The organism is Streptomyces sp. ISL-12, from assembly GCF_018614415.1.
Taxonomy (GTDB): domain Bacteria; phylum Actinomycetota; class Actinomycetes; order Streptomycetales; family Streptomycetaceae; genus Streptomyces.
This window is the reverse complement of the sequence record NZ_JAGGOO010000048.1, coordinates 19556-39625: the sequence shown is the minus strand read 5'-3', so window position 1 is coordinate 39625 and position 20070 is coordinate 19556. Positions and strand designations below refer to the sequence as shown.

Annotated in this window: 23 protein-coding genes and 1 pseudogene; 8 read left to right on the top strand and 16 right to left on the bottom strand. The window is 71.0% G+C overall.

Annotation, left to right across the window (positions count from 1 at the left end; genetic code table 11):
- Positions 1-149: 149 nt before the first annotated feature.
- The gene (locus J7I94_RS14230; protein WP_215167429.1) at positions 150-1283 is read right to left on the bottom strand and encodes an NAD(P)/FAD-dependent oxidoreductase; all 1134 of its coding nucleotides are present in this window, start codon (positions 1281-1283) and stop codon (positions 150-152) included.
- A 118-nt stretch (positions 1284-1401) separates the two neighbouring features.
- Between J7I94_RS14230 and J7I94_RS14225 the strand changes: the two genes are divergently transcribed.
- Both J7I94_RS14225 and J7I94_RS14220 read left to right on the top strand, forming a co-directional pair.
- Positions 1402-2094 carry a TetR/AcrR family transcriptional regulator gene (locus tag J7I94_RS14225; protein ID WP_215167428.1) on the top strand — a complete coding sequence of 231 codons (693 nt, stop codon included), beginning with the start codon at positions 1402-1404 and terminating at the stop codon, positions 2092-2094.
- On the top strand, positions 2078-2686 hold the full coding sequence (locus tag J7I94_RS14220; RefSeq protein WP_215167427.1) for a helix-turn-helix domain-containing protein: 609 nt from the start codon (positions 2078-2080) through the stop codon (positions 2684-2686). Before J7I94_RS14225 ends, J7I94_RS14220 begins: the two co-directional genes overlap by 17 nt.
- 10 nt (positions 2687-2696) lie before the next feature.
- Here the strand turns inward: J7I94_RS14220 and J7I94_RS14215 are convergent, their stop codons facing one another.
- Complete coding sequence (locus J7I94_RS14215; RefSeq protein WP_215167426.1) at positions 2697-3068, bottom strand: holo-ACP synthase; 372 nt, start codon at positions 3066-3068, stop codon at positions 2697-2699.
- Positions 3069-3159: 91 nt separating this feature from the next.
- Between J7I94_RS14215 and J7I94_RS14210 the strand changes: the two are divergent.
- Together J7I94_RS14210 and J7I94_RS14205 are read left to right on the top strand one after the other, a co-directional pair.
- A pseudogene (locus J7I94_RS14210) lies at positions 3160-3665 on the top strand (Scr1 family TA system antitoxin-like transcriptional regulator); the annotation flags it as partial.
- A 90-nt stretch (positions 3666-3755) separates the two neighbouring features.
- Positions 3756-3974, top strand: coding sequence for a DUF397 domain-containing protein (locus J7I94_RS14205; RefSeq protein WP_215167425.1), 219 nt, complete (start codon positions 3756-3758; stop codon positions 3972-3974).
- Here J7I94_RS14205 and glmS read toward each other — a convergent pair.
- The gene (gene glmS / locus J7I94_RS14200) at positions 3935-5782 is read right to left on the bottom strand and encodes a glutamine--fructose-6-phosphate transaminase (isomerizing) (RefSeq protein ID WP_215167424.1); all 1848 of its coding nucleotides are present in this window, start codon (positions 5780-5782) and stop codon (positions 3935-3937) included. The genes J7I94_RS14205 and glmS overlap by 40 nt on opposite strands.
- Before the next feature lie 165 nt (positions 5783-5947).
- Here glmS and coaA point away from each other — a divergent pair, with 165 nt between their 5' ends.
- Both coaA and J7I94_RS14190 read left to right on the top strand, forming a co-directional pair.
- Entirely contained in the window at positions 5948-6958 is a 1011-nt protein-coding gene (coaA, locus tag J7I94_RS14195) for a type I pantothenate kinase (protein WP_374198385.1), read from the top strand.
- 36 nt (positions 6959-6994) lie between these two features.
- Positions 6995-7936, top strand: a complete 942-nt coding sequence (locus J7I94_RS14190; protein ID WP_215167422.1) for a DUF389 domain-containing protein — start codon at positions 6995-6997, stop codon at positions 7934-7936.
- Between the two features lie 89 nt (positions 7937-8025).
- Here the strand turns inward: J7I94_RS14190 and J7I94_RS14185 are convergent, their stop codons facing one another.
- Positions 8026-8883: a LysR family transcriptional regulator gene (locus J7I94_RS14185; RefSeq protein ID WP_215167485.1), complete on the bottom strand. Its 858-nt coding sequence runs from the start codon at positions 8881-8883 to the stop codon at positions 8026-8028.
- Positions 8884-8996: 113 nt separating this feature from the next.
- Between J7I94_RS14185 and J7I94_RS14180 the strand changes: the two genes are divergently transcribed.
- Positions 8997-9737 (top strand): NADPH-dependent F420 reductase, encoded by a 741-nt coding sequence (locus J7I94_RS14180; RefSeq protein ID WP_215167421.1) that lies wholly within the window; start codon positions 8997-8999, stop codon positions 9735-9737.
- A 125-nt stretch (positions 9738-9862) separates the two neighbouring features.
- Here J7I94_RS14180 and glmM read toward each other — a convergent pair whose 3' ends face one another.
- The 4 genes from glmM to J7I94_RS14160 all read right to left on the bottom strand — a co-directional run bounded on the left by glmM (position 9863) and on the right by J7I94_RS14160 (position 13819).
- Positions 9863-11221, bottom strand: a complete 1359-nt coding sequence (gene glmM / locus J7I94_RS14175; protein WP_215167420.1) for a phosphoglucosamine mutase — start codon at positions 11219-11221, stop codon at positions 9863-9865.
- A 178-nt stretch (positions 11222-11399) separates the two neighbouring features.
- Positions 11400-11912: a 30S ribosomal protein S9 gene (gene rpsI / locus J7I94_RS14170; protein WP_215167419.1), complete on the bottom strand. Its 513-nt coding sequence runs from the start codon at positions 11910-11912 to the stop codon at positions 11400-11402.
- A 44-nt stretch (positions 11913-11956) separates the two neighbouring features.
- Entirely contained in the window at positions 11957-12400 is a 444-nt protein-coding gene (gene rplM, locus J7I94_RS14165; RefSeq protein WP_055632362.1) for a 50S ribosomal protein L13, read from the bottom strand.
- A 204-nt stretch (positions 12401-12604) separates the two neighbouring features.
- Positions 12605-13819, bottom strand: a complete 1215-nt coding sequence (locus J7I94_RS14160; protein WP_215167418.1) for a glycosyltransferase 87 family protein — start codon at positions 13817-13819, stop codon at positions 12605-12607.
- Positions 13820-13893: 74 nt separating this feature from the next.
- Between J7I94_RS14160 and J7I94_RS14155 the strand changes: the two genes are divergently transcribed.
- Positions 13894-14781 carry a hypothetical protein gene (locus J7I94_RS14155; protein ID WP_215167417.1) on the top strand — a complete coding sequence of 296 codons (888 nt, stop codon included), beginning with the start codon at positions 13894-13896 and terminating at the stop codon, positions 14779-14781.
- A 47-nt stretch (positions 14782-14828) separates the two neighbouring features.
- Here the strand turns inward: J7I94_RS14155 and truA are convergent, their stop codons facing one another.
- The 8 genes from truA to map form a co-directional block, all read right to left on the bottom strand.
- Positions 14829-15695: a tRNA pseudouridine(38-40) synthase TruA gene (gene truA / locus J7I94_RS14150; RefSeq protein ID WP_215167416.1), complete on the bottom strand. Its 867-nt coding sequence runs from the start codon at positions 15693-15695 to the stop codon at positions 14829-14831.
- Between the two features lie 145 nt (positions 15696-15840).
- Positions 15841-16311, bottom strand: a complete 471-nt coding sequence (gene rplQ, locus J7I94_RS14145) for a 50S ribosomal protein L17 (RefSeq protein WP_215167415.1) — start codon at positions 16309-16311, stop codon at positions 15841-15843.
- A 115-nt stretch (positions 16312-16426) separates the two neighbouring features.
- Positions 16427-17449: a DNA-directed RNA polymerase subunit alpha gene (locus J7I94_RS14140; RefSeq protein ID WP_003966937.1), complete on the bottom strand. Its 1023-nt coding sequence runs from the start codon at positions 17447-17449 to the stop codon at positions 16427-16429.
- 118 nt (positions 17450-17567) lie between these two features.
- A complete protein-coding gene (gene rpsK, locus J7I94_RS14135) occupies positions 17568-17972 on the bottom strand; it encodes a 30S ribosomal protein S11 (protein ID WP_003948617.1) in 405 nt (134 codons plus the stop codon).
- Between the two features lie 69 nt (positions 17973-18041).
- Complete coding sequence (gene rpsM / locus J7I94_RS14130; protein WP_004984507.1) at positions 18042-18422, bottom strand: 30S ribosomal protein S13; 381 nt, start codon at positions 18420-18422, stop codon at positions 18042-18044.
- Between the two features lie 188 nt (positions 18423-18610).
- On the bottom strand, positions 18611-18724 hold the full coding sequence (gene rpmJ, locus J7I94_RS14125) for a 50S ribosomal protein L36 (RefSeq protein ID WP_003974245.1): 114 nt from the start codon (positions 18722-18724) through the stop codon (positions 18611-18613).
- Positions 18725-18792: 68 nt separating this feature from the next.
- On the bottom strand, positions 18793-19014 hold the full coding sequence (infA, locus tag J7I94_RS14120) for a translation initiation factor IF-1 (RefSeq protein WP_003948620.1): 222 nt from the start codon (positions 19012-19014) through the stop codon (positions 18793-18795).
- A 153-nt stretch (positions 19015-19167) separates the two neighbouring features.
- Entirely contained in the window at positions 19168-20004 is an 837-nt protein-coding gene (gene map / locus J7I94_RS14115) for a type I methionyl aminopeptidase (protein ID WP_215167414.1), read from the bottom strand.
- Positions 20005-20070: the final 66 nt, after the last annotated feature.

Genomic DNA, 20070 nt, shown 5'->3' with positions numbered 1-20070 from the left:
CATCGGACACCGATTGTTTCTCCGTCGCCGGAACCAGGGGAAAGAAAGGTGGCTCAGCGTGGGCCACCTCACTTTCTTCCGGGAATCCGGAGAACCAACGAGGGGGAAACCACGGACGGCGAGCCCGCCCGGCCGCCCGCGCCCTCCCGTCAGGCGGACGGCTCGCCTCCGGCGAACAGGCCGAGCAGCCCGTGGGGCGAGTCGTCGCCGAACATCGCCGCGTGCAGCCGGCCCGCCGCGACGGCCTCGGCGGCGCTGCGCGGGAACATCTCCCGCTCGTGGACGGCGAGCGCGGCCTCGGTGTCACCGGGGTGCGCGGCGAGCAGCTCACCGAGCCGGGCGGCGTCGTACATGGCCAGGTTGGCGCCCTCCCCCGACGGGATCATGAGGTGGGCGGCGTCGCCGAGCAGGGTCGCCCCCGGCACCCGGTCCCAGCGGTGCTCGGCCGGCAGCGTGTACAGGGGGCGCGGTACGGGCGCGGTCTCGCCGTCGGTGATCAGCGCGGTGAGTTCGGGCGCCCAGCCCTCGAACTCCCCGGCGATCCGTGCGGCGGCCGCACTCGCGTCGGTGAAGTCGATGCCGTCGAACCACTCCAGCGGCCGGGCCAGCGCCACGTACGTGTGCAGGGTGCCCCCGCTCTCCCGGTGCGCCATGATGCCCTTCCCCGGCGCGAGCGCGTACATCGATCCGCCGCCGACCGCCTTCGCGGCGCCGGGGTGCCGGGTGTCGGCGTCGTACAGGTACGTCTCGACGAACGACGTGCCGGTGTACTCGGGCACGGCGGCGGAGAGCAGCGGCCGCACCCGCGACCAGGCGCCGTCCGCGCCGACCAGCAGCCCCGTGACGACGGTCGTGCCGTCGGCGAAGGCCACCTCGTGCCGGCCCCCGCCCAGCGCCCGGACGCCGCTCACCTTGCGCCCCCACCGCACGGTGCCCTCCGGCAGCGAGTCGAGCAGCAGTCGCCGCAGCTCACCGCGGTGCACCTCGGGGCGTCCGCCCGTGCCGTCGTCGGGTTCGTCGAGCAGGACGGTCCCGTCCGGGGCGAGGGCGCGGGATGCCTGGCGGCCCTCCAGGACGAGGCCGCGGAACTCCTCGTAGAGGCCCGCGGCCTTGAGGGCGAGCTGCCCGTTGTGGTCGTGGATGTCGAGCATCCCGCCCTGCGCCCGGGCGGTCGGCGAGGCCTCCGCCTCGTGGACGGTGACCGGTATGCCGTGGACGTGGAGGACACGGGCGAGGGTGAGCCCGCCGAGCCCGGCGCCGATGATCGTGACGTCGGTAGTCATGACAACGCTCCCTACAGTGCTGGAATGTCGTTCCATTTGTTCCACTCCCCACACTGGAACCTTGTTCCATTCCTGTCAAGCTGGAACGGGGTTCCAGACCGTGTGTCACAATGGCCGCATGGCAGCAACCAGGACCCGCCGCCCCGAGCGCCGCCGCGAGCACCCGCTCTCCCGCGAGCGCATCGTCGAGGCCGCGATCGAGCTGCTCGACACGGCGGGCGAGGGCGGGCTCACCTTCCGCGCCCTCGCCGAGCGGCTCGCCACCGGGCCCGGCGCGATCTACTGGCACGTCACCGGCAAGGACGAACTCCTGCACGCCGCCACCGACGCCGTGGTCGCCGCCGCCGTACCCCCCGCCGCCGCCGACACCACCCCGCAGGACGCCATCCGCGCCACCGCGCTCGGCGTGTTCGACGCGATCGACGCCCATCCGTGGGTCGGCACACAGCTCGCCCGCTCCTCCATGGACATGGACGCGCCGATCCTGCGGATCTTCGAACGCCTCGGCCGCCAGGTCCAGGCGCTCGGCGTACCCCGCGCCGTCCAGTTCACGGCCGCGTCCGCGCTGCTGAACTACGTCGTCGGAGTGGCCGGCCAGAACGCGGCCAACGCCCGCGCGGTCGAGCCGGGCACCGACCGCACCGAGTTCCTGACCACGATGGCGGCGGCCTGGGCGGACCTCGACCCCGAGGAGTACCGGTTCGTCCGGGACATCGCGGGCGACCTGCCCCGCCACGACGACCGGGTGGAGTTCCTGGCCGGCATCGACCTCATCCTCACCGGCATCGCGCCCCGTGAACGACCCGCGTGAGGAGAGCGGTCCGGCGGCGGTACTGACCGGCTTCGGCCCCCGCCTGCGCGCCCTGCGCCAGACCCGCGGCACCACGCTGGCCCAGCTCGGCGCGGCCACCGGCATCTCCGTGAGCACGCTGTCCCGGCTGGAGTCGGGACAACGCGAGCCGACCCTGCGTCATCTGCTGCCGCTGGCCGAGGTGTTCCGCGTCTCCCTGGACGACCTGGTCGGCTCCCGCACCGGCGACCCCCGCGTCCACCCCCGGCCCTTCGTCCGCCACGGCCAGACCTGGATCCCCCTCACTCCGGCCCCGCACCTCGGCGGCCTGCACGCCTACAAGCAGATCCTCCCGGCCCCGGCCGGCCCGCGCACCAGCCGCCCCGAGCAGGGCTCCCACGAGGGGCACGAGTGGCTGTACGTCCTCTCCGGCCGCCTGCTCCTCGCCCTCGGCGACCACGATCTGGTCCTCGCGGCGGGCGAGTCGGCGGAGTTCGACACCCGCGTCCCGCACGGCCTGGCCAACGCGGGCGACCGCCCGGTGGAGTGGATCGCGCTGTACGGCGCCCAGGGCGAGCGCATGCACGTCAGGGTCCGCCCGACGCAGGACTGAGACCCGGGGTTCACCCCTCCGCGATCACCACGGCCGACGCCACCCCGGCGTCATGGCTCAGCGACACGTGCCACGAGGTCACGCCCAGCTCGGCGGCGCGCGCCGCCACCGTCCCCCTCACCCGCAGCCGGGGCCGCCCGCTGTCCTCGACGTAGACCTCGGCGTCGGTCCAGAGCAGTCCGGCCGGCGCCCCCAGCGCCTTGGCCAGCGCCTCCTTCGCCGCGAACCGAGCGGCCAGGGAGGCGACCCCACGCCGCGCACCGCCCGGCAGCAGCAGCTCGCTCTCCAGGAAGAGCCGCTCGGCCAACGCGGGCGTACGCTCCAGCGACACCGCGAACCGCTCGATCTCCGCCACGTCGATCCCGACCCCGATGATGCTCATGCGGGCACCCTACGGGGCGCCCTGCTCCTCCTCCGCACCGAAGAGCTCCTCCGCCTGCTCGGCGGTCACGGCACGGGCGAGCCAGTCGTCGAGGCGGGCGACAGGGCTCGCGACCCGCGAGGCGGCGGCACTGCTGGGAGTGGGTCCCGCACAGATCAGCCAGATCGAGATGGGTCTGGCAGGGGTCAGCGAGAAGCGCCTGCGCCGCCTCGCAGGCAGCTACTCCTGCACAGACCAAGCACTGATCGACGCCTTGGTCGCCATGGCGACCGATCGAACGCGCGGCTGGTGGGAGGAGTACCGAGGACTGCTGCTCACACCGTTCCTGGACCTCGCCGAGCTGGGACAGCATGCCAAGTTCTGTATATCCCCGGCCCTCTTCTGACAGAGAACTACGCCCGCGCCATCTACACCGACAACATTCCTGAACTGCCCGACGAAGATCTCGAACTGCGTGTCCGGCACAGGATGCGGCGGAAAGTGATCCTCGGGGGCGACGAGCCCACACCATACGAAGCGATCATCCACGAAGCGGCATTGCGCACTCAGGTCGGCGACCGCGCCACCTCACGAGCCCAGCTCAGCTACCTCCTCGAACGCCGCTACGTAGGCTGGAAGCCGCGTCGCTGGACCCAACGCGTTCGCGTGACTTCATACACCGCCTGACCAAGGAAGTGTGAGCGTCTCGTGATCGCCCTCGACCACTGGCGTAAATCCTCCTGCTCCAGTGCCGGCGACGGCAGCTCTTGCGTGGAGATAGCCACCGCCCACCCCCGCGTAGCCGTCCGCGACTCCAAGAACCCCGCCCACGCCACCCTCACCTTCCCGCCCGCCGCCTTCGCCCCCTTCCTCCAGGCGCTGAAAGCTCACTCCACCGTCACCGACTTCGCCAGGTTCCGGGGCTGATCCACCTCGTTGCCCCGGGCCGTCGCCAGTTCGCAGGCGAAGACCTGCAGCGGCACCGTCGCCACCAGGGGCTGGAGGAGCGTCGGTGTGACCGGTACCCGGATCAGGTGGTCGGCGTACGGCGTCACCGCGTCGTCGCCCTCCTCGGCGATGACGATGGTGCGGGCGCCCCGGGCGCGGATCTCCTGGATGTTGGAGACGATCTTGTCGTGCAGGACCGAGCGCCCGCGCGGGGACGGCACCACCACGACGACCGGCACGTCCTCCTCGATCAGCGCGATCGGCCCGTGCTTCAGCTCGCCCGCCGCGAAGCCCTCGGCGTGCATGTAGGCCAGTTCCTTCAGCTTGAGCGCGCCTTCCAGCGCGACCGGATAGCCCACGTGCCGCCCCAGGAACAGCACCGTGTCCTTCCCGGCGAGCGTGCGCGCCAGTTCGCGTACCGGCTCCATGGTGCCCAGCACCCGGCCGACCGCCTCCCCGATGCCCGCCAGGTCCCGGATCACCGCCCGGATCTCGTCCCCCCACTTGGTGCCGCGCACCTGACCCAGGTACAGCGCGACCAGGTAGCAGGCGACCAGCTGGGTCAGGAACGCCTTGGTCGAGGCGACGGCGACCTCCGGACCGGCGTGCGTGTAGAGCACGGCGTCGGATTCGCGGGGGATCGTCGAACCGTTGGTGTTGCAGATGGCCAGCACCTTGGAGCCCTGTTCGCGGGCGTGCCGCAGGGCCATCAGCGTGTCCATGGTCTCGCCGGACTGGGAGATGGCGATGACCAGTGACCGGGAGTCGAGGATGGGGTCGCGATAGCGGAACTCACTCGCCAGCTCGACCTCACACGGAATCCGCGTCCAGTGCTCGATCGCGTACTTGGCGATCAGCCCGGCGTGGAAGGCCGTACCGCACGCGACGATGACGACCTTGTCCGTCTCGCGCAGCTCCCCCGCCGGGATCCGCACCTCGTCCAGCGTCAGGGAGCCCGCCGCGTCGATGCGGCCCAGCAGCGTGTCGGCGACCGCCTTCGGCTGTTCGGCGATCTCCTTGAGCATGAAGGAGGCGTGACCGTCCTTCTCGGCGGCGGAGGCGTCCCAGTCGACGTGGTAGGCGCGGACGTCGGCCGGGGAGCCGTCGAAGCCGGTCACCGTGACGCCGTCCCGGCGCAGCTCGACCACCTGGTCCTGGCCGAGTTCGAGGGCCTCGCGGGTGTGCGCGATGAACGCCGCCACGTCGGAGGCGAGGAAGGACTCGCCCTCGCCCACCCCGACCACCAGCGGCGAGTTGCGGCGGGCGCCGACCACCACGTCCGGCTCGTCCGCGTGCGTCGCGACCAGCGTGAACGCGCCCTCAAGGCGCCGGCACACCAGCCGCATCGCCTCCGCCAGGTCGGCGCAGGCCGAGTACTCCTCGGCGAGCAGATGGGCGACGACCTCGGTGTCCGTCTCGGAGACGAGACCGTGACCGCGCTCGGTCAGCTCGGCCCGCAGCGCGGCGAAGTTCTCGATGATGCCGTTGTGCACGACCGCGACCCGGCCCGCGTTGTCCAGGTGCGGATGGGCGTTGGCGTCGGTGGGGCCGCCGTGCGTGGCCCACCGGGTGTGGCCGATGCCGGTGGTCCCGGCCGGCAGCGGATGCTCGGCCAGCTCCTTCTCCAGGTTGACGAGCTTGCCGGCCCGCTTGGCGGTGGCGAGGCCGCCGTCCGCGAGCACGGCGACGCCCGCCGAGTCGTATCCCCGGTACTCCAGTCGCTTCAGCCCGGCCATCACGACGTCGAGCGCCGACTGCGTTCCCACATATCCCACGATTCCGCACATGATCGGCAGCCTACGGTCAGATCCGATCACGAACCTGCCGGATCGTGCCCGATATCGGAAATTCCCACGGCTGCCCGGCCCGCGTCGGCCCGCATGGGCTCCGGCCGGGCGACGTGACCGACCCCACCCTGCACCCCGTTCAAACTCCGTTAACAATGGACTGTGATCTCTCCGGTCCCTTCGACGGCCCCTTCGGCCGTCCCCTCGACCCCCCGGAGCGCCCACCGGCCCAGGCCGGAGGCGACTCCCTACGTCGACCTCACCCGTGCCGAGTGGAGCGCGCTGCGTGAGAAGACGCCGCTGCCGCTCACCGCCGAGGAGGTGGAGAAGCTGCGCGGCCTCGGTGACGTCATCGACCTCGACGAGGTGCGGGACATCTACCTCCCGCTCTCCCGGCTGCTCAACCTCTACGTCGGCGCCACCGACGGCCTGCGCGGCGCGCTCAACACCTTCCTCGGCGAACAGGGCTCCCAGTCCGGCACCCCTTTCGTCATAGGCGTGGCCGGCTCGGTCGCGGTCGGCAAGTCCACCGTCGCCCGCCTCCTCCAGGCGCTGCTCTCCCGCTGGCCCGAGCACCCGCGCGTCGAGCTGGTCACCACCGACGGGTTCCTGCTGCCGACCCGGGAGCTGGAGGCGCGCGGCCTGATGGCGCGGAAAGGTTTCCCCGAGTCGTACGACCGCCGCGCGCTGACCCGCTTCGTCGCCGACATCAAGGCCGGCAAGGCGGAGGTGACGGCGCCCGTCTACTCCCACCTGATCTACGACATCGTCCCCGGCGAGAAGCTGACCGTCCGCCGCCCGGACATCCTGATCGTCGAGGGCCTCAACGTCCTCCAGCCCGCCCTCCCCGGCAAGGACGGCCGCACCAGGGTCGGCCTCGCCGACTACTTCGACTTCAGCGTGTACGTCGACGCCCGCCCCGAGGACATCGAGAGCTGGTACCTCAACCGCTTCAAGAAGCTGCGCGCGACCGCCTTCCAGAACCCCTCCTCCTACTTCCGCAAGTACACCCAGGTGTCGGAGGAGGAGGCCCTCGACTACGCCCGCACCACCTGGCGCACCATCAACAAGCCCAACCTGATCGAGAACGTCGCCCCCACCCGGGGCCGCGCCACCCTGATCCTGCGCAAGGGCCCGGACCACAAGGTGCAGCGGCTGCACCTGCGCAAACTGTGACCTCACCCGGGGTCGTCCGACGGTTCAATAGGCCGCATGCTGCATCTGCGCCTGATCACCCCGCCCGAGCAGACCGACGAGGTGGTCCGTCTCCTCGACACGACCGTCGGCACCGCCCACCTGGTCGTCCTCCCCGGGGCCGCCCGCTCCCCCGCCGGGGACGTGGTGATGTGCGACGTGGCGCGGGAGGCGGGCGACGACCTCATCGGCCGGCTGCGCCGGCTGGGCCTGCAGCGCCACGGCGCCATCACCGCCGAGGACATCGACCTGTCGCTGTCCGAGTACGCCGACCGGGCCGAGAAGGAGGCGCCGGGCGAGGCGGCGGACGCGGTGCTGTGGGAGCAGCTCCAGGAGGCGACCCACGAGGAGTCGACCCTCTCGGTCACCTACGTCGCCTTCATCACGCTCGCCACGATGATCGCGGCCTGCGGTGTGGTGCTGGACAACGCGATCCTGATCGTCGGCGCGATGGCGGTCGGGCCGGAGTTCGGCCCGCTGGCCGGCATCTGCACCGCCGCCGTCCAGCGCGCCCCGCGCCTGGCGCTGCGCTCGGCCGTCGCCCTGCTGGCGGGCTTCGCGGTCGCCATGGCGGTGACGGCGGCCTTCAGCCTGTTCATGGACTCCGTCGGCCTGTTCACCGAGGCGAAGCTGGAGGGCGAACGGCCCAACACCGGGTTCGTCTACGCCCCGGACTGGTTCTCGTTCGTGGTGGCGGTCCTGGCCGGCGCCGCCGGCATGCTCTCCCTGACCTCCGCGAAGTCGGGCGCCCTGGTCGGCGTGGCCATCTCGGTCACCACGGTCCCGGCCGCCGCGAACGCGGCCGTGGCCCTGATCTACGGCGACGCCGTCCAGGGCTGGCGCTCCACGGAACAGCTCCTGCTGAACCTGGTGGGCATCATCGTCGCCGGCACCCTGACCCTGCTCCTCCAGAAGACCCTGTGGGCCGCCATGAAGCGTCGGCCCGGACGGCGTCCCTGACCGGCCGGGCTAGCACCGGTTCACACCAGTGCGCACCGATGCACAACCGGCTCGCGCGTCACACGGTCCGTGCGGGTCCGCCCTGGAGTTCAATCCGCGAACGCGGCCACGTACGACGCCATGCACGGCTCCGGGGTGGCCCGTGAGGCGACGACGTGGCCGTCGACGGTCACCGGCGGGTCGAGCGGCATCCGCAGCAGCCGCTCGGAGCGGGACCCGTCGAACTGCTCGGCCGGCACCAGTGTCCAGCCCTCGGTGTCCCGGCCCACCTCGAACAGTACGTTGAGCAGGTCCCCGGCGGGCGGCCGGAGCGGAGCCACGGGCAGGGCGGCGAGGATCGCGTCGTGCAGCGGCGGGTCGCTGTCGCGGGCCGGCAGCCGCAGACCGCGCGGATCGAGGTCGCGCAGGCTGACCGCGGGCCTGCGGGCGGCGGGGTGTTCCCGCCCGATCACCGCGTACAGCGGCTCTGACCAGGCCCGCACGGCTCGCACTACCGGCACCGCCGTGGAGGTGAGCGCGCCCCGCACCAGCGCCAGGTCCAGCTCTCCGTCGCGGACGGCGTCGAGTCGCGCGGCCACCGGCAGATCGACCAGTCTCGGCTCGGCGGGGCGTTCGCCGTCGCTCAGGCGGCGCACCGCCCGGTCGATCCGCCGGGTGGCGCAGGACGCCACCCCGATCCGCAGGACGGCCGCCGGTTCCGAGGCGACCACCCGCACCCGGGCCGCCGCGGCGAGGGCCTCGCGGGCCGCGGCGAGCACGCGTTCGCCGGCCGGGGTGAGTTGTACCCGGCGCGACGTGCGGTCGAGCAGCCGCACGCCCAGCTCGCGTTCCAGCCGGGCGATCTGCTGGCTCACCGCCGGCTGCACTATGCCCAGCCGTTGCGCCGCGCGCCCGAAGTGCAGTTCCTCGGAGACGGTGACGAAGTACTGCAACGCCCTCAGTTCCATCACCCCGATCTATCACACGATGTGATCGCAGCGGAGCGTTTCTGGTCATTGTTCGCGCAGGTCACTCGGGCTGTGATGGGGACAAGCGAACGCAGCACAGAACGGACAGCACAGTGAGCGCAACAACCCTCGGTGTCATCGGCACCGGCATGGTCGGCCTCGGGGCCGCCCGCCGCGCCGTCGACGCCGGCCTGAACGTCGTACTGAGCAACTCGCGCGGCCCCGAGACGCTGGCCGGTGTCGTAGCGGAGCTCGGTGAGCGGGCCCGCGCGGCCACCCCGGCGGAGGCGGCGAGCGCCGGTGACCTGGTCCTCGCCGCCGTACCGCTCGCCGCCCACCAGCGGTTGCCCCGGGCGGAGCTGGCCGGCAAGACCGTGATCGACCCGATGAACTACGCGCTGTATCCCGGTTTCCGCGTGCCTGAACTCGACCGCGACGAGCTGACCTCCAGCGAACTGGTGCAGCGCCATCTGGCGGACGCCCGGGTGGTGAAGGCGTTGCACAACATCGGCCCCAAGCAGTTGCTGGAGCTGTTCCGCCCGGCCGGAGCCCCCGACCGCACCGCGCTACCCCTGTCCGGCGACGATCCGGGGGCCAAGAAGGAGGTGGCCGGCCTGCTGGACGTCCTCGGCTTCGACACGGTGGACCTCGGCCCCCTGGCCGACAGCTGGCGCAGCGAACCCAACACCCCGCTGTACGCCCTCCCGTACGTGGGTCAGCCGCCGTCCGGCCTCACGGTCACCGAGTTCGTGGCCTGGGTCCAGCAGGCGCCCGGTGTGCCCGTGCCCGCCGCCCGGGTCGGGGAACTCGCCGCCGCCGCGGTGCGAGGGCCCGCGGGTTTCCGGATGGCGTGACGGGCGGTCCGCCCGACGGGTACGGACGGGTGTCCGGGGCACACGGCGTACGGGGAGCCACACGTCAGGCCGCCCGCCCCCGCCCCGCACCCCACAGCGCCTCGCCCCGTACCCGGCGCGGACCGCTAGCCGAGCGCCGACTTCACCGAATCCGCCAACCGCCCCGCCACGGCCCGCGCCTGCTCGATGTCGGCCGCCTCGACCATGACCCGCACCAGCGGCTCCGTCCCGGAGGGACGCAGGAGCACCCGCCCGGTGGAGCCCAGGTCGCGTTCCGCCTCGGCGACCGCCGTGGCCAGCTCGGCGGAGGTCTTCACCCGGGACTTGTCCACATCGGGCACATTGATCAGCACCTGCGGCAGCCGCTCCATGACGGAGGCCAGCTCCCGCAGCGTACGTCCGGACTGCGCGACCCGCGCCGCCAGCAGCAGCCCGGTCAGGGTGCCGTCGCCGGTGGTGGCGTGGTCCAGCACGATCACGTGCCCGGACTGCTCGCCGCCGAGGGCGTACCCGTGCTGCTTCATCGCCTCCAGCACGTACCGGTCGCCGACCGCGGTCTGCACGAACTGGATGCCCTCGCGCTCCATGGCCAGCTTGAAGCCGAGGTTGGACATGACGGTCGCGACCACCGTGTCCGAGCGCAGCGCGGAGCGCTCCCGCATCGCCAGGGCCAGCACGGCGAGGATCTGGTCGCCGTCCACCTCCGCGCCGGTGTGGTCCACGGCCAGGCAGCGGTCGGCGTCGCCGTCGTGCGCGATGCCGAGGTCGGCGCCGTGCTCCACGACGGCGGCCTTCAGCAGGTCCAGGTGGGTGGAGCCGCAGCCGTCGTTGATGTTGAGGCCGTCCGGTTCGGCACCGATGGTGACGATCTCGGCGCCGGCCCGCGCGAACGCCTCCGGCGAGACCCGCCAGGCCGCGCCGTGCGCCTCGTCGAGGACGATCTTCAGCCCGTCCAGCCGGTTCGGCAGCACGCCGACGAGGTGGGCGACGTACTGGTCGAGCCCCTCCTTGTACTCCCGCACCCGGCCTACGCCGGCCCCGGTCGGCCGGTCCCAGGGCGCCCCGGTGCGGTGCTCGGCGTAGACGGACTCGATGCGGTCCTCCAGCTCGTCGGCGAGTTTGTGGCCGCCGCGGGCGAAGAACTTGATCCCGTTGTCGGGCATGGCGTTGTGGCTCGCGGAGAGCATCACCCCGAGGTCGGCGCCGAGCGCGCCGGTGAGGTGGGCGACCGCGGGCGTCGGCAGCACACCGACCCGCAGCACGTCGACACCGGCGCTGGCCAGGCCCGCGACGACGGCGGCCTCCAGGAATTCGCCGGACGCCCGCGGATCACGTCCGACCACGGCGGTCGGCCGGTGCCCCTCGAACGTGCCCGCCTCGGCCAGTACGTGCGCCGCGGCGACGGAGAGGCCGAGCGCCATCTCGGCCGTCAGATCCGCGTTGGCGACACCGCGCACGCCGTCCGTGCCGAAGAGTCGTCCCACTTGTCCTCCTGAGGAATCGTCAGATGCACACCGCACCGACACCCGAACCGACATCCGATCACATAAGCCTTTGAGCGTCTTGTGCCGTTATACGCCCCCGGCTGTGGATAAACGAACGCCCCGGAGGCACAAGTGGCGTGCCGCCGGGGCGTTCGGAGTACGCGCAGGCGCGTGGGGTTTAGCGCTTGCTGTACTGCGGAGCCTTGCGGGCCTTCTTCAGACCGGCCTTCTTCCGCTCGACCGCGCGGTCGTCGCGGCGCAGGAAGCCGGCCTTCTTGAGGGCGCCGCGGTTGTTGTCCACGTCGGCCTCGTTCAGCGCGCGGGCGACACCGAGACGGAGGGCACCGGCCTGGCCGGAGACGCCGCCGCCGGAGATCCGGGCGATGACGTCGTAGCGGTCGTCCAGCTCGAGCACCTTGAAGGGCTCGTTGACTTCCTGCTGGTGCACCTTGTTGGGGAAGTAGTCCTCAAGGGTGCGGCCGTTGATCTTCCACTTGCCGGTGCCCGGGACGATCCGGACACGGGCGATGGCGTTCTTGCGGCGGCCCAGGCCGGCGGCCGGCTGGGGCTCGCCGAAGCGGGAGGCCATCGACTCGGAGGTGTACTCGCCCTCGACGGGCACCTCGGACTCGGTGGTGTAGCTGTCGATGTCAAGCTCTTCGAGCGGCTGCTCGGCAGTGGTCTCGGCCACGATTCTCCTCAGAAGATTCTGTTCAGTCTTGGGGGTGGCCGGACTTACTGCGCGACCTGGGTGATCTCGAACGGCTGCGGCTGCTGCGCGCCGTGCGGGTGCTGGTCACCCTTGTAGACCTTCAGCTTCGAGAGCATCTGACGGCCCAGCGTGTTCTTGGGGAGCATGCCCTTGACGGCCTTCTCGATGGCCTTCTCCGGGTTCTTGTCCAGGAGCTCGTCGTAGCGGACGGAGCGCAGACCGCCCGGGTAGCCGGAGTGGCGGTAGGCCATCTTCTGGGTCCGCTTGTTGCCGGAGAGGTGCACCTTGTCGGCGTTGATGATGATGACGAAGTCACCGGTGTCGACGTGGGGCGCGTAGATCGGCTTGTGCTTGCCACGCAGGATGGAGGCCGCGGTGGAGGCCAGACGGCCCAGGACGACGTCCTGAGCGTCGATGACGTGCCACTGGCGCGTCACATCGCCGGGCTTGGGGCTGTACGTACGCACGGTTCGTAGCCTTCGCTTCGAGTGAATGGTCCTGAACAGGTCACCGAAACGATCACGACAGCCTGGACCGCACTGCGGCGACGCATACCGCGTACGTGGGTCGCTGGTCATCGGCCCGGTGGACCGGTGTAAGGGCCCGTCCCGTGAGAATGAGCAAGCCAATACACAACGAACATGCAGGATACCGGTGTGCCCCCAGAAGGGTCAAAACGAGGGTCGCCCGGAACCGCTGTCCATCTCCAGCGTACGTGACCGGACGGCACCGCCCTCCCGAACCTGAGGCGCCCGGCGGCCCCGGGCCTGCGCCGCCACCGTCACCGCCAGCGCACCCAGCGTGAACGCGTCCCTGAAGGCCCGCCGCCGCCCCGTCTCCAGCCAGGGCCAGGTCACCCCGGGCAGCTGCGGCACCAGCGCGACCCAGAAGCCGGGGCGCCGGGCGACCGAGCCGCCGTACGGCAGCCCGGCGAGCAGCAGGGGCACGACGACCAGCAGATAGTGGTCGTAGGACGGGCGGGAGACCAGGAACGCCGAGAGCATCAGGCCGGCGGCGGTCTCGGCGTACCGCAGCGGCCCGGGGTCACCGCGCCGCCAGCGCCCCCGGGCGCACAGCACCCCGGCGCCCGCCGCCAGGACGGCCGCCCCCTGGGCGAGCGGCGCGGGCACGCCGAGCCGGGGCAGCACGGCGGCCGGGGACGCCTCGTAGAGCCGCACGAAGCCGTCGTCGCCGCTCAGCAGGAAAGGGAGAGTGCGAGTGAAGAAGCCGGCCGGGTCGGGCATCAGCAGCGCCGCCGCCCCGGAGGCGAGGGCCGGCACCAGGACGGCCGCCGCCAGCGCCCGCCACCTCCCGGCCAGCAGGAAGAGCAGGGCGGCCGGGACGAGCAGCGGCTTCAGCGCGACGGCGGCGCCGAGCACCGCGCCCGCCGCGGCCCACCGGCCCCGGTGCGCGAGGAGCAGGCAGAGCGGCAGGGCGAGGGCCGCCGTGACGGTCCAGTTGCCCAGCCGCACCAGGTGCGCGAACGGCGCGAACCCCGCCGCGAGCCCGGTCAGCCCCAGGACGGCGAGCCGGCTGCCCCGCGCCACCCCGTGCAGCCGCAGCGCACACGCCCAGCCCAGCGCCAGCAGCCCGGCGACCACGAGCGGCACCGCCCACCGCAGCACCGCCGGCGGCAGCAGGGCCTGCGGTACGGCGGCCAGGACCGCGCTCGGGAAATAGAGGAAGTGGGGATCGTCATAGGGATCGCCGCCGGCCAGCCAGGCCCGGGCGGCCCGCACGACGATGGCGTTGTCCATCCCTCCGTCCGAGGTCACCCGTGCCGTGTGCACCACCAAAACACCCAGCACCGCCACGAGCACCGCCCACGCCGCCCGCCCCGCCGGCTGCCCCAACCACCCCGAGATGTCACTTTTGCCCGTACGCATGACCGGAACGCTAGGCGCTCCCCTCCCTGTGGACACGGACCAGCACGCCATCTGTCCCGTCTAAGATGCGCCCCATGAGCTTTGGGCAGGGGGGACCTGACTCCCAGTGGGATCCCTGGACACCGCAATCCCAACAGCAGCAACAGCCGTGGAACAGCGGGGGTGGTGACACCCCGGACTGGGCCGCGCTGGCCGAGGCGTCCGAGGCACGCGCCAAGCGCCGCCGGCTGCTGTTCATCGGCGGCGGGGCGCTGGCCACCGTGGCGGTGGCGACCGCCGTCGCCGTGGCCGTCGTCTCGGCGGACGGCTCGGGCCAGGCGTCGGACTCGCCGACGTCCCAGCTGCCGAGCGCGGCCGAGATCCCGAGCGCGTCGGCCGCGGCCCCGTCGTTCGCCCCGACCAGCGCGCCGCCTCCGCTGGACCCGAAGGACTTCATCTCCAGCGCCAAGAAGGACACGGCCGCGCTCAGCCCGGAGACCCTCTTCCCCGGCACCCAGCTGACCATGGGCGAGACGGTCTACAAGAAGGGCCCGACGGCCGACACCACCACCTGCTCCTCAGCCGCCCAGCAGACGCTGCCGAAGGTGCTGGAGGCCAACGACTGCACCCGGCTGATGCGCGTCACCTACACCAAGGACGACATCGCGGTCACGGTCGGCGTCGCCGTCTTCGACACCGCCGCGAAGGCGGCCCAGGCCAAGGCGCAGACCGACACCAAGAGCATCGTCAAGCCGCTCTCCGGCGGCGGCGTCGCCTCCTTCTGCGACGGCCCCGTCTGCCGGAACACGACCAACTCCTACGGCCGCTACGTCTACTTCACCGTCGCCGGCTTCACCGGCGGCAAGGACGTCACGGAACAGGACACGGCGGTCTTCCGCACCGGCGACGACCTGGGCACGTTCACCTACCGCCAGATCCACCGACGGGGGGAGGCACAGGCCTCGGCGGCGGCGAGCGGCTGACTCCCGCCGCCTACGGCGCTCCGGCAGCGGAGGGAGAGTCTGTGGAACTAGCAGGCTTCACAGCCCGCCCTGCCGGGCAATGACCGCTTGTTCCGGGCCTCCAGGTTCCGCGCCGCCAGCAGTTCGTCGGCCGGGTAGCCGACCTCCTCCAGCGTCAGCCCGTGCGGCCGCACCACGTGCACCGCCGAGTCCCGCACGCCGGCCGCCAGCACCTTCCCCGGCCACTCGGGCCCCCGGTGTCCGTCCCCGACGAACAGCAGCGCCCCGATCAGCGACCGCACCATGTTGTGGCAGAAGGCGTCGGCCCGCACCGTCGCGGTGACGACCCCGTCCGCCCCCCGCACCAGGCTCAGCTCCTGCAAGGTCCGGATGGTGGTGGCGCCCTCCCGCCGCTTGCAGTAGGCAGCGAAGTCGTGCTCCCCCAGCAGCGCCCGCGCCGCCTCGTTCATGGCGTCGACGTCCAACGGCCAGTCGTGCCACAGCACATGCCCCCGCAGCAGCGGGTCGACCCCGCCCGGGTTGTCGGTGACGCGGTACGCGTACCGCCGCCACACCGCGGAGAACCGCGCGTCGAACCCCGCCGGCGCCTCCTCGGCCGACCACACCCGCACGTCCTTCGGCAACCGACCGGCCAGCCGCTTGAGCAGCTTCTCCCGGTGCTCGTCCCACACCTCCGCCGGCAGATCGACGTGCGCGACCTGCCCCCGCGCGTGCACCCCCGCGTCCGTCCGCCCGGCCACGGTCAGCTCGTACGTCCGCTCCCCCGACCGCGTGACCGTCCGCAACGCGTCCTCGATCTCCCCCTGCACGGTCCGCCGCCCCCCGGCCTGCTTGGCCCAGCCGGAGAAGTGGGTCCCGTCGTAGGACAGATCGAGCCGCACCCGCACGTGCCCGTCCGCTACTCCATCGCTCACACCCAGATCCTTTCACCCACGCGAAAGCGGGCCCGCCCCTCCGAAAAGGAACGGACCCGCAACACGCCCCTCAAGGGGCGCGGGGAACTGCGCGACCAGCCACGAACGAGCCGCAGCCGCCAACCGCACAGAACCCCGCAGACGCTTACGCGTCCTTCGACTCCTCGGCGGGCGCCTCGGTGGCCTCGGCCGCCTCGGCGTCCTTGGCCGCGCGCTTCGTCGCGGCCTCGGCCTCACCGGTCGCCTCCTGGGCGACCGTCAGCGCCTCGACCAGCTCGATGACGGCCATGGGCGCGTTGTCACCACGGCGGTTGCCGATCTTGGTGATACGCGTGTAGCCGCCCGGCCGGTTCTCGTAGCGCGGGCCGATCTCGGTGAAGAGCGTGTGGACGATGCTCTTGTCCGTGATCACCTGGAGCACCTGACGGCGGTTGTGAAGGTCGCCCTTCTTCGCCTTGGTGACCAGACGCTCGGCGTACGGCCGCAGCTTGCGGGCCTTCGCCTCGGTGGTGGTGATCTTGCCGTGCTCGAAGAGCGACTTCGCGAGGTTCGCGAGCAGCAGCTTCTCGTGCGCGGCACTGCCGCCCAGACGGGCACCCTTGGTGGGCTTAGGCATGATGTTTCTCCTAGGTGTCTGCCCCGGCCGTATCAGGTACCGGAGTCAGTATCCGAGCAGGCGGTCGCCTGTCGGAGATCCGGGGGACGCGGACGTCCCCCGGAAGGCACAACCGTCAGTACTGCTCGGTCTCCACGAACCCGGCGTCCGCGTCGTCGTCCGCGCCGAAGGCGTCGGCCGCGGCGGTCGGGTCGAACCCGGGAGGCGAGTCCTTCAGCGCCAGGCCCATGCCCGCGAGCTTGGCCTTGACCTCGTCGATCGACTTCGCACCGAAGTTGCGGATGTCGAGCAGGTCCGCCTCGGACCGCGCGACCAGCTCACCCACGGAGTGGATGCCCTCGCGCTTGAGGCAGTTGTACGACCGAACGGTGAGCTCCAGCTCCTCGATCGGCAGCGCCAGATCGGCGGCGAGCGCGGCGTCCGTCGGGGACGGACCCATGTCGATGCCCTCGGCGTCGATGTTCAGCTCGCGGGCGAGACCGAACAGCTCGACCAGGGTCTTGCCGGCGGAGGCCATGGCGTCACGCGGACGCATCGCCTGCTTGGTCTCGACGTCGACGATCAGCTTGTCGAAGTCGGTGCGCTGCTCGACACGCGTGGCCTCGACCTTGTACGTGACCTTCAGCACCGGCGAGTAGATCGAGTCGACCGGGATACGGCCGATCTCCTGGCCGACCTGCTTGTTCTGCACGGCGGAGACGTAACCGCGGCCACGCTCGACCGTCAGCTCCATCTCCAGCTTGCCCTTGCCGTTGAGCGTGGCGAGGACGAGGTCGGGGTTGTGCACCTCGACACCGGCCGGCGGCGCGATGTCGGCGGCGGTGACCAGACCCGGACCCTGCTTGCGCAGGTACATCACGACCGGCTCGTCGTGCTCCGAGGAGACGACCAGCTGCTTGATGTTGAGGATCAGGTCGGTGACGTCCTCCTTGACGCCCGGCACGGTGGTGAACTCGTGCAGGACACCATCGATCCGGATGCTGGTGACAGCCGCACCGGGGATCGACGACAGGAGCGTACGACGCAGGGAGTTGCCGAGGGTGTAGCCGAAGCCCGGCTCCAGCGGCTCGATCACGAACCGGGAGCGGAATTCGTCGACGACCTCTTCGGTCAACGAGGGACGCTGAGCGATCAGCATGTGTGTTCCTTCAGTCAGGGGCGCCCGCTATTTGACGCCCGACCATGTACTGCAAGGGTACGGGCGGCACGACCGAAAGGAGCCGTACCGCCCGGAACCGCAAGCCGAAAAGCGAACGTCAGACGCGACGGCGCTTCGGCGGACGGCAGCCGTTGTGCGGGGTCGGCGTGACGTCCTGGATGGAGCCGACCTCGAGACCGGTGGCCTGGAGGGAGCGGATCGCGGTCTCACGACCGGAACCCGGGCCCTTCACGAACACGTCGACCTTGCGCATGCCGTGCTCCTGCGCGCGACGGGCAGCCGACTCGGCGGCCATCTGCGCGGCGAACGGCGTGGACTTCCGGGAGCCCTTGAAGCCGACGTGGCCGGCGGAGGCCCAGGAGATCACGTTGCCGGTCGGGTCCGTGATGGACACGATCGTGTTGTTGAACGTGCTCTTGATGTGCGCGTGGCCGTGAGCGACGTTCTTCTTTTCCTTGCGGCGCACCTTCTTGGCAGCGCCCTGACGTCCCTTGGGGGGCATCTGTAACTCCTACGGGGAGGTGGTCGGTCCTACAGCGAAGACCGCTGATGAAGCGTTGTCCGCTGAGGACTACTTCTTGCCCGGCTTCTTCTTACCGGCGATGGCGCGACGCGGGCCCTTGCGGGTACGAGCGTTCGTGCTGGTGCGCTGACCGCGCACCGGCAGACCACGGCGGTGACGCAGACCCTGGTAGGTGCCGATCTCGACCTTGCGGCGGATGTCGGCCTGGATCTCGCGACGGAGGTCACCCTCGGTCTTGATGTTGTTGTCGACGTACTCGCGGATCGCGACGAGCTGCTCCTCGGAGAGGTCCCGAACACGGGTGTTCGGGTCCACGCCGGTCGCGGCGAGCGTCTGCTGCGAGAGGGTCCGGCCGATGCCGAACACGTAGGTGAGGGCGATCTCCACGCGCTTTTCGCGCGGGATGTCAACACCGGAAACGCGTGCCATTCAATGGCTCCTGGTGATCTTCGGAGGTCTTCCACAGAACCGGCTCCCCGCCCGCCGTACCAGGTACGAACAGGGTCCCCGGCCTCCGAACCGGGGGTGTCGGGCGCCTGAGCGCCCGGGTTCTGCGTATGAACATATTCAGCTCGCGTCGCGCGAAGTACTGCGAATCGCGGAGGGAGGGTTCTGCGTCAGCCCTGGCGCTGCTTGTGGCGCGGGTTGTCGCAGATGACCATGACCCGACCGTGACGGCGGATCACCCTGCACTTGTCGCAGATCTTCTTGACGCTCGGCTTGACCTTCATGGGGTGAGGTTCTCCGGGTCAGTTGCCGGCGGCCCCCCGGCCTGGCGGCCACGGGACGTGGGCAAGATCTACTTGTACCGGTAGACGATCCGGCCACGCGTCAGGTCGTACGGAGACAGCTCCACCACGACCCGGTCGTCAGGGAGGATGCGGATGTAGTGCATACGCATCTTGCCGCTGATGTGTGCCAGGACCTGGTGGCCGTTCTGGAGCTCAACCTTGAACATGGCGTTCGGCAGAGACTCGACGACAGTGCCCTCGATCTCGATGGCACCCTGCTTCTTGGCCACGCTTCGCCCTTCGAATCGACTACCTTGATCGACTCCCGCGACACTTACACACGTCTGCATGCAGACATGCGGGTGCACCAGAGCCGACGAGTCAGTCTACGTCAGCACCCCCGGAAAGGCGAAACGAGGAAGTCTGGCCCACCGGGGAGATCACTATGCGAGCGGGTCGGGCGCGGCCGTGATCCCCAGCTCCGCCAGCTTGGCCTTGCCGCCGTCGGGGGCGGTCAGCACCAGGGGGCCCTGCTCGGTGAGCGCGACGGAGTGCTCCCAGTGCGAGGACCAGGTGCCGTCGGTCGTGATGACCGTCCACTCGTCCTCCAGCACCCGTGTCCGCGGGGTGCCGAGCGACACCATCGGCTCGATGGCCAGGCAGAACCCGGGGACCAGCTTCGGCCCCTTGCCCCGGCGCCGGTCGACGTAGTTCAGCAGGTGCGGGTCCATGTGCATCTCGGTGCCGATGCCGTGGCCGCCGTAGTCCTCGATGATCCCGTACCGGCCGCCGCCGGGCTTGGGCTGCCGGCGGATGTACGTCTCGACCGCCCGGGAGATGTCGACCAGCCGGTTGCCCTGCTTCATGGCAGCGATCCCGGCCCACATCGACTCCTCGGTCACCCGGGAGAGCTCGACCAGCTCCGGGGAGTGACCGGAGCCCACGAAGGCCGTGTAGGCGGCGTCACCGTGCCAGCCGTCGATGATCGCGCCGCAGTCGATGGAGATGACGTCCCCGTCCTTCAGCACGACCTCGTCGGAGGGGATGCCGTGGACGACGACCTCGTTGACCGAGGTGCAGATCGTCGCGGGGAAGCCGCCGTAGCCGAGGAAGTTCGGCTTGGCGTCGTGCTCCGCGAGCACCTTGCGGGCGACCTGGTCCAGGTCCTTGGTGGTGGCGCCGGGCACGGCCGCCTCCCGCGTGGCCGCGTGAATGGCGGCGACGACCAGCCCCGCCTCACGCATCTTGGCGATCTGCTCGGGACTCTTGATCTGCACCATGGAAAACCTGCGGCCTCTCTCAACCAGGGGAAGGGGACGAACACCCTCAACGATACGGGGCCGTCG